A 13,519-nucleotide genomic window follows, 5' to 3' on the forward strand; every position below is an offset into this window, starting at 1 on the left:
AATAAAAGAATGGTCTATATTCATTATATATCAGGGGAAGTCACTATTCAATTTGTTATTTCATTTTAGCTGGATATTTCCAATCTGGCTTATCTTTTTTATCAGGGTTTATGTTTGTTTTTTGTTTTGATTTCTTTTGCCCTACTTTGTTCTTCACTTGATTTTGTTGTTCGAATGTATCTAACGTTATTTGTATTTGTTCCAACTTAATTTCGGACTATGAAATAGAACCGTTCTTTCTTTTCGTTCTTCACCTAGCTTACGGATTGCATGTTTACACTATCTATGCCTAGTATACGGTGAACGTTATGGACAAAAGAACTTCTCCCTAATGTATGTGTCGTACCAAAGGGAACGCCTAATTCTTTTGCTATCCGTACCACACCTTTAGAACCGGAGGTTGCACCACCATGTCCCATATGTTCTAACATGAGTATGACAATATCTGCATTCCGTATCATTTTGCGTAATGTAACTTCTCGTTCCTTTTTCCCATGCGCCCACTGAAAATTTCCACCTCTAACGGTAATTTCTTCTTCAATGGCTGCTCGACCTGGTTCAAATCCTACCATCAAAATTGTCTTTCCTTCCAACGTTTGTACATACTCTTTTTGATTTTTTTCTTGCTTTCTCTTCATACGGGCTGGTTTACTAAAATCATTTACAAAACTAGACGGATACGTCCAAGCAACCCTGACAATGTCTGGAGAACTCTTGAAATAGGCAAGATCAATAATATCTCCCTGGACGACAGAAGCAGCATCTTTTGGCGGGATCCAAAATCGATGAGGAGCTCCATTGACATATATACGATTCTGTTGCATATCTTTCTCCACAAAAAATTGTTGTCGTGTTTCATCATATTCTACAATGGCATAGGAACAACAACCACGTTCTTCATTTGGTGGCATATGTCGCCTTTCGGCCACTTCAAATCTATGCTTATACCGCCCATCCGACACAGGTGCATGTTCTGTTACATACACGAAATCTCCATGCTCTAATTCTATCGCCCTGACGATGCGTTCGGGAACAAAATATCCTGTTCCTTGTAATTCTCCGCCCTTTAATTTACGCTGAAATACATAAGATTCCCTCTTTTCAAAGGGTTCTGTTTTAGCAAGAGAATTTGTATGCAGGGTATTCGTCTCCGGTTCTGTGGATTCCTTCTCTCTATTGGTCGTTTGTACGATTGTTACATCTGGTAAACGGAGGACACCTTTCATCACATGTAGGTAGCTCTGTAGAACCTCCTCAGTTTTTACAATTGATTGTTCCTGTAATTCTATTTCACAAATGACCGCTTCCATGCCTTTCTTTAGTTCCGACAAAATGTTTTGTTTATCCATCTTCCCCACCCCTATTCACATAAAATGAGCTATATAAGTCCACTATAAAATATCATCATGTATAAATCACTTCGAGATACCCCCTAATGTTTGTAAAAACATTAGGGGGGGAAAATACACTATGTCATATAAAATACAAAAATTACAACCTTTAACAATATCAGATTTACGAAAATTAGAGAAAAAGGAAAAACAAACTTCTCGTCAACGACGTATTACAGCTGTTCGAATGGTAATGGAAGGATATACAATGGTGGACGTAGCGGCCATACTTGGTATGCATCGTCAAAGCGTTGCTAGTTATGTAAAAAAGTTCAAAAAACATGCACTGGAAGGATTACTTACTCGTAAACAAATCCCAGGTAAAAAGCCGTATTTAACTACGCAACAACAGGAAGAATTGAAGCAACTCATTTTACATACAACTCCAGCGGAGTTACAATTCGGTCAAGAATCTTTCTGGAATACACGTAATATCCAATACATCATCAAAGAGAAATTTGCGATTTATATGTCGCGTGAAGGCATCCGCAAAATGTTACATCGGATGAATTTTTCCTATACAAATGCTACTTATGTATTGAAAAAAGCGAATAAAGAAAAACAAATACAGTTTCAAAAACAATTAGATATAATAAAAAAAACTTAATGGATGAAAATACTGTACTCTTGTATCAAGATGAATGTCACTTTAGAGATAGTCAAACCGTTCATGCTACATGGTTTGCAAAGGGGAAGCAAAAGAAAATTGCAGTATTAGGAAAGCGTATTTCAACGTCTTTATTCGGCACAATTGATGCAATCACGGGTAAATTTCTCTGTACAAAAGCCGAGCGCTGTAATGCTGAAACATTTCAGGCATTTTTAACATATGTATTAAAAGAATACAAAAATAAGCACGTCGTGCTTGTATTAGATAATGCAAGGTATCATCATGCGAAACTACTGAAATCCTTTTTACGAGAAAATAATCGCCGTCTAACTTTGCTGTTTTTACCTCCATATTCCCCGAACTTAAATATGATTGAACGTGTATGGAAGGTAATGAAAGAAAATGTATTGGCAAATTGTTATCATGAAAAGAGGGATCATTTAGTGGATTCAATCTATCAATTTATAGAATCTATTGATAAAAATCCTGAGGCAATTCTCAGTCGTATTCAACGTGCAGACATGTCGATTTTTTAAAGAGGACTTATATAATTCAGAAAATTAAAACCTATTAGATTAATATTAACATATCCTCCATATGCAGGGTGTGAATTCTAAAGAATTCTCAACTATATTCATAAAAAATGATCCTCGGTATAATAAAAGAAAATCAGAAAGCTAGGAGAATACGAAATGGACGCAAGAGACATCAGGATTCATATTTTAAATTTACTAGATCAGCATTGTGTTGCGTGTGAACAGCGAACAAATCGGTCACCGAAATATTGTATGGAGAATTGTAAGGTTGGAGAACATCTATATAGACTAGGGAAAAAGTTGCATCCGGATGTAAAAAAATCAGAAAACATGCTAAACGGGGGAAAACGAGCAGCTTTGAGTGAATCACAAAAAGTAGCTATTACCTTATTCTTCATCATTGATATCAACTAGCCTGTTTAATCGGTATGATAGGTGGAATTGAAATAGACAAAGGATAGCTGCGGGTTTCTCCCATCGTATTTTTTGCTACCACATGATACATATAAGATTGCCCCGGCATAATATTTAAATCTGTAATAGTAGCTGTCGTAAAGGTCTGGATTTTTTGGTTATTTTTATACAAATCGTATGCAGTCGCATTTTTCGCTGCTATATTGAATTTGATTTCAGAAGGATTTATACCTGTCGTTGTCATTTTCACACCAAATGGTGGATATTGTTTTTGCGTAGGCTTAATCACATACGCCACACTATTTGACATATCTAATAATGTCTGATAATGCATATATGCATATCCTTGGTCCCCGAATGTTGTCCCCCAGCTATTTCTTACAATGAACCATTGGTTTGCCTCATCATACCCCACGACCACAAGAGCATGTCCCCCTCTGGACTTCCTTTCTGTAACAGGTGGTACAATTCCGGATGTAGAAGTTGCATCAAAGTTGGGATATACATGTATTCCCACTAAAATAGGGTCTTGATTGGCTACTGCTTGCTTTATATCAGCAATCATATTTGCTTGACGTATAGCTTGATAGGAACTAATTTTATAAGGTACTGCATTTTGTTGCTGTAAGGCTGTAAGGGGTTCTTTAAATTGGTTTGTATTTTCTGGATTTAAATCATACAAGCGTTCTGTTTCTGGAGGTACTCCTTCTTGTTTTAAAATTTGAAAGGCTGATTCGAAATACATACCGTCCTTTGGCCCACTTGGATAATAAATATAAGAGGGCGATAAATACGTAATGTCTGTTCCACGTGCTCCTGCATCTTTTGCAATATAGTATTCTCTTAAAGCAGTTGTAGCAAATGGGACACATGTACCAAACTTCCCTTGACTTCGTACTTCTGAAAAATATTCACGTAAATCAATGCGATTGGGAAGAATATTTGGATTTTGAATGCCCTGTTGTTTTTGTTTGGTTGCTTCTTGTTTTGTGAGATAAGAAATAGATGGTGTATACTCGGGTATATCTTTTTTCATTTTAGTATCTTTTAAACCCAAGCCATACGTAGAGAAATTATTTGTTTGAAATGATGTTTCTGTTTCAGCATGTACAACTGGCACGAATAAAAATCCGATGATGCCGACTAGGGGTATGACAACCAAAAGCGAAATATGGGGCCATATGCAAATATATTCCAATTAAACTCTTGATTGGTAGTTCAAAAGAATCTACAAATATAGTGGATTCTTTTTTATTTTTTCTAAAGAAAACCCGATAATGAAAATTCCCGTTGTCACAAAAACGACCATTTTTGTGACAGGGGTGGGGATCAAGAACTGAAGTCAAGTGAACTAGCAATCTCGCTGTCACAAAAATATGTAACAAAATTATTTTGTAACAATACCTATTTCATATCGTTTTTGATACAATATAACAGAAAAGGAGGAATTATATGAAGTTTGGATATATGCGGGTATCTACCATTGATCAAAATTTAGACCGCCAGGAACAGCAACTAATAGACGCTGGGTGCGAGCGTATGTTTTTTGAAAAAGTAACAGGAACCAAACGAGATCGTCTGGAGCTAAATAGAATGTTAGAGTTTCTGCGTAATGGAGATACAGTAGTAGTAACAGACCTGACTCGACTTTCACGTTCTACAAAGGATTTAATTGAGATTGCCGAGATCATTTCTCGAAAAGAAGCGAATTTAAAAAGCTTAAAAGAGTCCTGGCTTGATACAACAACTGCACATGGAAAAATGCTGTTTACTGTTTTTGCTGGTATTTCTCAATTTGAACGAGATTTAACTTCAGAGCGAACAAAAGAAGGGATTCTGGCAGCAAAAAAAAGAGGCAAATATCCTGGTAGACCATCTGTAGACAAAGAAAAATTAAGTTATGCATTTTATTTAATAGAACAAGGAACAAGTATCACAGAGGCTGCCGAAAAAGCCGGTGTATCTAGAATGACCCTTTATCGAAACATGGACTAATAAAAGATTGTATTAGTAGTTAAATTCATATAAGGAGTTTTTTTATGCCTAGTATTGAAGATACAGCTTATCCTCGACTGAAAAGTAATCCATCCCAAAAAGAATTACAAGAGCTATATTCTCCTACAATTGAAGAAATTCATTGGATGAAGCCACATGTAAAAGGAGATGTAGCTAAATTAGGATTATTCGTTTTACTAAAAACATTTCAACGATTAGGATATTTTCTTCCTGTAACAGAAATACCTGAAGACATTGTCATACATATTGCTCAAAAAATGAATCTTACTCTTGTATCACGAAATGATTTACAGAAATATCATAACTCAGGTACTCAAAAACGTCACCATGCCTTGATTAGAGAATATAAAAACATTCATTTCTTCAATGACCAAGCTAGAAAAATTATGACTGATACAATGAATCAAGTATCATCAACAAAAGACGACTCAGCCGATTTCATTAATGCTGCAATAGATGAATTAATTCGTCAGCGTTTTGAATTACCTACTTTTTCTACTTTAAATGAGACAGCTAAGAGGTTGCGATCTCAATCGTACCATGTGGTGTATGAACAAATATATCAATCGATACATGAAAACGATAAAAATAAGATTGATTCTCTCTTTCAAACGAATGATGGTACGGTGTATACTCCCTGGCATCATCTCAAGCAAGATGCCAAAAGTCCTACTATAAAGCATTTCAGGGAATTAGTAGCACAAATGGAATGGTTAATGGATCAAAAAGTAAATACTACTATACTGAAGAGTATTCCTTCTGTTAAAGTACGACAAATGGCCTCGGAAGCCAAAACGCTCGATGCAGCACGAATGAAAAAAATGGAACCTAAAAAACGATATGCACTTGCTCTCTCTTTTATCCAATCTCAACTCGCCCATGTTTTAGATAATATTGGAGAAATGATGGTTAAGAGAATGATGTCCGCCCGTAATAAAAGTCGTGATCAGTTACAACACTATCAAATGAAGAACCAAAAACGGACCGATTTGTTAATTACAACTCTTCATGATGTCATTCTTGCTTATCGTTCAGGAAATGAATCTCAAGATAAAATGGAAGCGATTGAACAAGTAGTAGGAAACCGACATGAGGAGATATTACATGATTGCGAATCACATCTTGCTTATAGTGGTGATAACTACTTTGTCTTTGTCTGGGATTATTATAAAAGTAGTCGTTCTACGTTGTTTAAAATTTTAAACACGGTTTCCCTACGCTCTACAAACCAAGATCAAGGATTAGAAGATGCGATTGCGTTTTTAAAAACTCATCAAAATTCCCGAAAAGAGTCTCTTTCTATCGTAAGTATTGAAAAAAAGGGATACTGGAAAAAGGAAATAAAACCTCTACTCGATTTATCGTGGATTCCTGATGCATGGTGGAGATGGATAGCTCCAAATCGAAAATCTGGGTGTTATCCAGAAGAAGTGAATCGCCGTCACTTTGAAGCTTGTGTATTTACCCAAATTATGTGGGGTTTAAAATCTGGAGATATTTACATTGAGGGAAGTGAAAAATACGCTGATTATCGACAACAACTTATCACTTGGAATGAATATGAACAAAAATTATTGGATTTTTGTCATAAAAACAATCTCCCCTCTACAGGTAAAGAATATGTAAAACAATTACGGAAAAGGTTTATGAAAATAGCAAAGAAAACAGATGCTTCTTTTCCATACAATAAACAAGTGCGTATTGAGAATGGTGAAATTGTTATTGGAAAGTCAAAGAAAAGAAAACCTTCTCCTAAATTAAAAAGTTTAGAAAAATATATTGCTCAAAATCTAGTTCCCATCAATGTTTTAGATATGCTAGGTGATACAGAACATTGGTTAAACTGGACTCGATTTTTTAAACCCATTTCAAAACATGAGGCTCGATTAGAAGATCCGATTGAACGCTATTTAACTACTGTGTTTTGCTATGGTTGTAATCTAGGGCCTGTTCAAACTGCAAGATCATTAGGAAATATGGACCGAAGGCAAATTTCATGGGTAAATCAAAGACACATTACGACAGAAAATCTAGATCAAGCAATCCAATTCATTATTAATTCCTATAACAAATTCGGCCTACCTAAGTATTGGGGAGACGGGAAAAGCGCATCTGCTGATGGAACAATATGGGCCTTATATGAACAAAACTTGTTATCTGAGAGGCATATCCGTTATGGAGGATATGGGGGAATTGGCTATTATCATGTTTCTGATAATTACATTGCATTATTTAGTCATTTTATACCGTGTGGTGTATGGGAAGGACTTTATATACTAGATGTCTTAATGAATAACAATTCTGAGATTCAACCAGAAGTCATTCATTCTGATACACAAGGACAAAGTGCTACCATTTTTGGATTATCTACCTTAATGGGAATCGAGTTAATGCCACGAATTCGAAATTGGAAAGATTTAAAAATGTTCCGTCCAGATAAAGAAAGTCGATTTAAGCATATTGACGATATTTTTACCGATGAAATTGATTGGGATTTAATTGAAATCCATTATAAAGATATGCTACGAGTAGCCATGTCAATTGAAGTAGGAAAAATTACCCCTTCAACTATCTTAAATAAGTTAGGAACCTATAGTAAGAAAAACAAATTATATCAAGCGTTTCGTGAATTAGGACGTGTGATTCGTACCATGTTTTTATTAAAGTACATAGCTGATGAACAATTGAGACGTACCATTCAAACGGCTACAAATAAGAGTGAATCATTTAATGGGTTTACCAAATGGCTATTTTTTGGCGGAGAAGGAGTCATTACTGAAAATAATAGAGAAAACCAAAGAAAAGTGATTAAGTTTAATCATTTAATAGCCAATTGTTTAATCTTCTACAATGTATTTGCATTAACACAAGTGTTACATGCTTATCGGCAAGACGGAAATGAATTGGACGAAGAAGTATTAAGCGAACTAAGTCCATATATCACAGCTCATGTGAATCGGTTTGGCAAATATGGAATTGATCCAAATAGACAGCCACCGGATTTACAGTTTGATATGCCAATTTACCAAGTAGCTAATTAACAAAAAGGGTATGTGGCGAATAAAAACTTCTTCACATGCCCTTTATAAATTGGAATATATTTGCATATGGCCCCATATTTCGCTTTTGGTTGCCATACCCCTTTTACGAGAACAGCAACGTTCTATAAGTGAAAACCTTATTTCTATATTGAGTGAAGTTTTACATACAACTCATACGCATGATGATACGAACATGATAGGAAGTAAAATAACGGAGTTATTTGAAGAAAAAGGCGGTATCGATTCTTTGCAACAAGATTGCTTAGCCATTTCGGCGTATAACAGGAATAATTATCTTCCTTTATTAGAAAAGTTCTATAACAGTCACAGAAAGACTCTATTTCGATTGATTTCATTATTAGAATTGGATTCAACGACTCAGGATGATTCTCTTATAAAAGCTTTACAATTTTTGTTGCTAAATGAAAATCGGAGAGTAGAACAGCTTCCTACTAATCTTGATTTATCATTCGCAAACGAGCAATGGAGACAAACTCTTCGAGTTGGAAAAGACTCTAATTTATTGTATCGTAAACGTCTGGAACTTTGTATATTTTCCTATTTGGCTTCCGAATTAAAGACAGGTGACGTAAGTGTACAAGGTTCTGAAAAATACGCTGATTATAGGAAACAGTTATTACCTTGGGAAGAATGCGAACCGATAGTTAAGGAGTATTGCGAAGAACTTAATTTCCCTTCATCTCCTACTAATTTTGTTAAACAACTAAAACACAAATTAACTTCTGTTGCCAATACGGTAGATTTAAATTATCCAAATAACGGACAAGTGATTATAACAGAAGATGGCGAACCTATTTTAAAACGATTAGCACGAAGAAATGTATCTACAAGTAGTAAATTATTAGAAAAAGAAATTATACAACGTTTACCAGAGCGAACCGTATTAGATATACTTTGTAATGTAGAACATTGGACTCATTGGACAAGACATTTTGGTCCTTTATCCGGATCTGATCCTAAATTAGAAAATCCTACGGAACGTTATATTGTTACTACATTCGGATATGGATGTAATTTAGGACCAACGCAAACAGCCAAACATATGCGTAATACGATGACGGCTCACATGCTTTCTTTTGTGAATCGTAGACATATTCATATTCCGAAATTAAATACGGCACTTCAGGATGTTTTAAATCAATATAATACATTTAGTCTACCAAAACTATGGGGAACGGGAAAAGTAGCTTCAGCTGATGGAACGAAACATGATATGTATATAGAAAATTTAGTATCAGAATACCACATCCGTTATGGCGGATATGGAGGACTTGCCTATCATCATGTTGCGGATAATTATATCGCCCTTTTTAGTCATTTTATCCCCTGTGGTGTTTGGGAAGCGGTATATATTATTGATGGGCTATTAAAAAATAAATCTGATATTCAACCCGATACTCTTCATGCGGATACACAAGGACAATCGACACCTGTATTTGCCTTATCCTATCTATTAGGAATTCATCTTATGCCTAGAATTCGCAATTGGAAAGATTTAAAATTTTTCCGTCCAGATAAGCATACAAACTACAAACATATAGACCCTTTATTTAAAGATGTAATTGATTGGAGAGTGATTGAAACACATTGGAAAGACTTATTCCAAGTGGTTGTTTCAATTAAAAAGGGAAAAATTTTACCTTCGACGCTTCTTAGAAAATTAAGTAGTAACAGTAAGAAAAATCGATTATATCAAGCATTTCGAGAGCTTGGAAGAGTGATTCGAACAATCTTTCTTCTTCAATATATTTCAGATATGAAATTACGTGAACAAATTACAGCTAGTACGAATAAAGTAGAAGCCTATAATGGTTTTTCAAAATGGTTGTTTTTTGGTGGCGATGGTATTATTACGGAAAACGATCCAATTGAACAGGAAAAACGTATTAAATACAACGATTTAATCACCAATTCCGTAATTTTTCAAAATGTAGTGGATATCACTATGATTTTATGGCAACTAAAAAAAGAAGGTTATCGCTTTGCACGCCAAGATTTAGAAACGCTAAGTCCTTATATGACTAGACATATAAAACGCTTTGGGGATTATGTAATTGATTTAAAGAAAGTTCCTCAACCAATAGAAGAAACGATCCCTATATAAGCTCAATAGGTCATAGTTGGAAATAAAAGTAAGCCTATGACCTATTTTTACACGTATCTCGGCTGTACCCCATTTACAACGCTATTTACAAAGTCGTACAGATTCTCAAAGTGCTTTATTTCTTTCCAATTATGGGAAACGCTTATCAAAACGTTCCGCTCAAAGAGTGTTTGAAAATTACGGGATTCATGCGCATATGTTAAGACATACGTATGGCCGAGAGTTAGTAGCTTCTGGTATCGACATTGCAACAGTTGCCGAGTTAATGGGACACAATGATGTGAATACAACTAAACGCTATGCCGCACCTTCAATGACCGATTTAGAACATGCAATAGACAATGTCTTTCAACGATAGGAGTACTTTATGAAACAACAATTAAATATTAACGAAGAAATTGAGGCTTTTATGTTAAATCCTCAAGAATTAGCGTTAGTTACAAGTAAGCATAAAACGACTCGAGTTGGTTTTGCGGTTCTACTGAAATATTTTCAGTTAGAATACTGTTTTCCGTCAGGAAAAAGTGAAGTTCCTAAGAACATGTTACACTTTATTGAGAAGCAATTACAACTACCTTTAGAATTATACTCATCTTACCAATTTGATTCTCGTACTACCCATCGACATAAGCAAGAAATCCTTCAATTTTTTGGTTTTAAAGAAGAGCAAGATGAAGACCGAGAATACATTCAAACATGGCTCTATAATCGAGTTTACGAATATAATCTAGACACTACTCTATTGAAGAAACATTTATATATCAAGTATCGAACAGAGAAAATTGTAGCTCCTTCTGAGTGGCAAATAAATCAACTGGTTCAGCAACTTATTTTTCAAAGAGAACAAGATTTTTATCAAGAAACGTATAAAAATCTTTCAACTAGTACTTTGAAAAAAATTGATGATTTATTGGACTATTGGGGACATTTAGAAAATCAAGAAAGCGGTTCTAATGAAAGCGAAACATCAGAAATTACATTCCGAAAATTAACAATGGGACCTGGACGTTTAAGCCAAGCCACATTATTTACTGAACTTGATAAATTAAAAACTTTGCTAGCTTTAGAACTACCTATGAATTTATTTTCTAAAATACCACCTAAAGTGCTTCAGAAATACAGGTTACGTGCTATTTCTGAGGATAAAACCGAGTTGCAACGTCACAAGAATCCGATTCGGTATACATTACTCGCCACTTTTTTCTGGTTAAAAATAAAAGAATTAAATGACAACTTAATTGAGCTTCTTATTACCCTTATTCATAAAATTAATGGTCGTGCTGAGAAAAAAGTAAAAATGGAAATGATTTTAGAGGTAAAAAAAGTGTTTGGAAAAAACAAAATGTTAATTGATTTGCTCGAAACAGCACTTCAAAATCCCGAAGGGACTATAAAAGACACCCTGTTTCCAGTCGTAAAGCCACAAATCCTTGAGGATATTGTTAAAGAATTAAAGTATAAAAAGTCTATGTATCAACAAAAAGTTCACTGGAAAATTCGAAATTCTTATAGCAGTTCTTATCGTACTGCAGTAACAGAGATATTAAAACTGCTTAATTTTAAGTCTAACAATCATCTTCACCAGCCTGTTATTGAAGCGATTGAACTTCTACGAAGTTATGATGGTTCCAAACAAATCACATTTTCACCGCATGAAGATATTCCGCTTGGAACAGAAATCATTCCAAGGAAATGGTATGATTTAGTTGTAACAGAAGATAAAAATGGAGATATACGTGTGAATCGAATCAACTATGAAATTTGCGTTTTACATGCTTTAAAAGATAAATTGAAATGTCGAGAAATTTGGGTTACTTTTTCTCATCGTTATCGGAATCCAGAAGAGTATTTACCAGCTGATTTTGAGGAAAATCGTATCCAACATTATGAAGAATTAAATCAACCTTTAGAATCTCAAGAGAAAATAGATGACTTACAACAACAACTACGTGCAAAACTAGATATGTTAAATAATAATATTCCTAAGAATAAAAAAGTGAAAATTTTAAGTAAACATAATGGGTGGATATCTATAGCTCCAAATGAATTAAGCCCAGAACCGAAACAATTAGGTCATCTAAAAAGAGAACTGTCCAACCGTTGGTGGATGACAAATTTGATTGATATTTTGAAAGAGACAGCGCTAAGGACTGGTTTTATCAATCACTTCCAAAGCTTAGCTACTCACGAACGATTAGATCGGGATGAAATCCAAAAAAGATTATTGCTCTGTTTGTATGGCATAGGGACAAATACTGGAATTAAACGGGTATCTTCTAGTGATGCCAGCATGCAATATAAAGCACTTTTATATGTGAAAAGAAAGTACATACATGTAGAAAATTTAAGAATTGCAAATCAAAGGATAGTAAATGCAATTTTAACTGAACGAGCCGAACCTATTTGGGGACAAGGTACCACTTCATGTGCTTCAGATTCCTCACGCGTAGTAGCTTACGATCAAAATCTAAGGACACAATGGTTTCCTAGATATCGTGGGCCAGGTGTTTCTGTTTATTGGCATGTTGAGGAAAAATCAATGTGCATTTATTCTCAAGTAAACGCACCTAATTCTTCTGAAGTTGCTGCCATGTTACATGGATTACTTAATCATGATACGGATAAAGAGATAGATCGTAATTATGTAGATACACATGGTCAAAGTACAGTTGGATTCGCCTTTTGTCATTTACTAGGTTTTGAACTATTGCCACGTTTTAAAAATATTCAGTCTCAAAAACTTTATAAAGCTTCTACAACAGATTGTTATGAAAATTTGTCCCCTGTCATTGCAAAACGAGCTATTAATTGGGACTTAATTAAGCGGCAATACAACGAAATGGTTAAGTATGCGACAGCGCTACGAGTAAACACAGCTGATACAGAAGCCATTTTGAAAAAATTCTCTAAGAATAGCTCTCATCCAACATTTTTAGCTTTTCAAGAATTAGGAAAAGTGATTAAAACAATGTTTTTGTGCGATTATTTAGCTTCAGAACACTTAAGAAAAGAAATCCATTCTGGATTGAATACGGTTGAAAGTTGGCATTCAGCAAGTGATTTTATTTTTTATGGCCAAGGTGGGGAAATACGTCGTAATGAGCTCGAAGAGCAAGAGGTTGCCATGTTAAGCTTACAATTAATTCAAAATTGCATCATTTATATTAATACTTTAATCATCCAACAACTACTCAGCGAAGATGAATGGGAAAATCGTTTGGACGAAGAAGATTATCGGGCACTTACACCTATGATTTACTCTCACATTAACCCATATGGTGAATTTCATTTAGATATGGATAAAAGAATGGCCATTTAAAAGGAGAACCAGCATCATTAATCAAGGGGTTGTATTTAGAATATTCTAAAATGTCCATTCCGCTCGA

At 34.8% G+C, this 13,519-nt stretch carries 10 protein-coding genes and 1 pseudogene; 8 read left to right on the forward strand and 3 right to left on the reverse strand.

The window, feature by feature from the left end; translation table 11 throughout:
* Positions 1 to 55: 55 nt before the first annotated feature.
* Both QCI41_RS29450 and QCI41_RS29455 read right to left on the reverse strand, forming a co-directional pair.
* Positions 56 to 205: a hypothetical protein gene (locus QCI41_RS29450; RefSeq protein ID WP_166669643.1), complete on the reverse strand. Its 150-nt coding sequence runs from the start codon at positions 203 to 205 to the stop codon at positions 56 to 58.
* A gap of 49 nt (positions 206 to 254) precedes the next feature.
* Positions 255 to 1,349 (reverse strand): hypothetical protein, encoded by a 1,095-nt coding sequence (locus QCI41_RS29455; protein ID WP_353838996.1) that lies wholly within the window; start codon positions 1,347 to 1,349, stop codon positions 255 to 257.
* A gap of 121 nt (positions 1,350 to 1,470) precedes the next feature.
* Here QCI41_RS29455 and QCI41_RS29460 point away from each other — a divergent pair, with 121 nt between their 5' ends.
* The 3 genes from QCI41_RS29460 (at position 1,471) to QCI41_RS29470 (ending at position 2,951) form a co-directional block, all read left to right on the forward strand.
* On the forward strand, positions 1,471 to 1,998 hold the full coding sequence (locus QCI41_RS29460; RefSeq protein ID WP_353838997.1) for a helix-turn-helix domain-containing protein: 528 nt from the start codon (positions 1,471 to 1,473) through the stop codon (positions 1,996 to 1,998).
* A 20-nt stretch (positions 1,999 to 2,018) separates the two neighbouring features.
* Positions 2,019 to 2,537 (forward strand): IS630 family transposase, encoded by a 519-nt coding sequence (locus QCI41_RS29465; protein ID WP_353838998.1) that lies wholly within the window; start codon positions 2,019 to 2,021, stop codon positions 2,535 to 2,537.
* A gap of 156 nt (positions 2,538 to 2,693) precedes the next feature.
* Positions 2,694 to 2,951: a zinc-finger domain-containing protein gene (locus QCI41_RS29470; RefSeq protein ID WP_353838999.1), complete on the forward strand. Its 258-nt coding sequence runs from the start codon at positions 2,694 to 2,696 to the stop codon at positions 2,949 to 2,951.
* Here QCI41_RS29470 and QCI41_RS29475 read toward each other — a convergent pair.
* Positions 2,944 to 4,071 carry a C1 family peptidase gene (locus QCI41_RS29475; protein ID WP_353839000.1) on the reverse strand — a complete coding sequence of 376 codons (1,128 nt, stop codon included), beginning with the start codon at positions 4,069 to 4,071 and terminating at the stop codon, positions 2,944 to 2,946. The two genes, QCI41_RS29470 and QCI41_RS29475, sit on opposite strands and share 8 nt — an antisense overlap.
* Positions 4,072 to 4,403: 332 nt before the next feature.
* Between QCI41_RS29475 and QCI41_RS29480 the strand changes: the two genes are divergently transcribed.
* The 5 genes and pseudogenes from QCI41_RS29480 to QCI41_RS29500 all read left to right on the forward strand — a co-directional run bounded on the left by QCI41_RS29480 (position 4,404) and on the right by QCI41_RS29500 (position 13,452).
* The gene (locus QCI41_RS29480; protein ID WP_353838034.1) at positions 4,404 to 4,946 is read left to right on the forward strand and encodes a recombinase family protein; all 543 of its coding nucleotides are present in this window, start codon (positions 4,404 to 4,406) and stop codon (positions 4,944 to 4,946) included.
* Between the two features lie 44 nt (positions 4,947 to 4,990).
* Entirely contained in the window at positions 4,991 to 8,008 is a 3,018-nt protein-coding gene (locus tag QCI41_RS29485) for a Tn3 family transposase (RefSeq protein ID WP_353838033.1), read from the forward strand.
* Between the two features lie 94 nt (positions 8,009 to 8,102).
* Positions 8,103 to 10,133, forward strand: a pseudogene (locus QCI41_RS29490) (Tn3 family transposase); the annotation flags it as partial.
* 55 nt (positions 10,134 to 10,188) lie between these two features.
* A complete protein-coding gene (locus tag QCI41_RS29495; RefSeq protein ID WP_353839061.1) occupies positions 10,189 to 10,491 on the forward strand; it encodes a tyrosine-type recombinase/integrase in 303 nt (100 codons plus the stop codon).
* A 9-nt stretch (positions 10,492 to 10,500) separates the two neighbouring features.
* On the forward strand, positions 10,501 to 13,452 hold the full coding sequence (locus tag QCI41_RS29500; protein WP_353839001.1) for a Tn3 family transposase: 2,952 nt from the start codon (positions 10,501 to 10,503) through the stop codon (positions 13,450 to 13,452).
* Positions 13,453 to 13,519: the final 67 nt, after the last annotated feature.

This window comes from Bacillus cereus group sp. MG4, assembly GCF_040460055.1.
Taxonomy (GTDB): Bacteria; Bacillota; Bacilli; order Bacillales; family Bacillaceae_G; genus Bacillus_A; species Bacillus_A wiedmannii.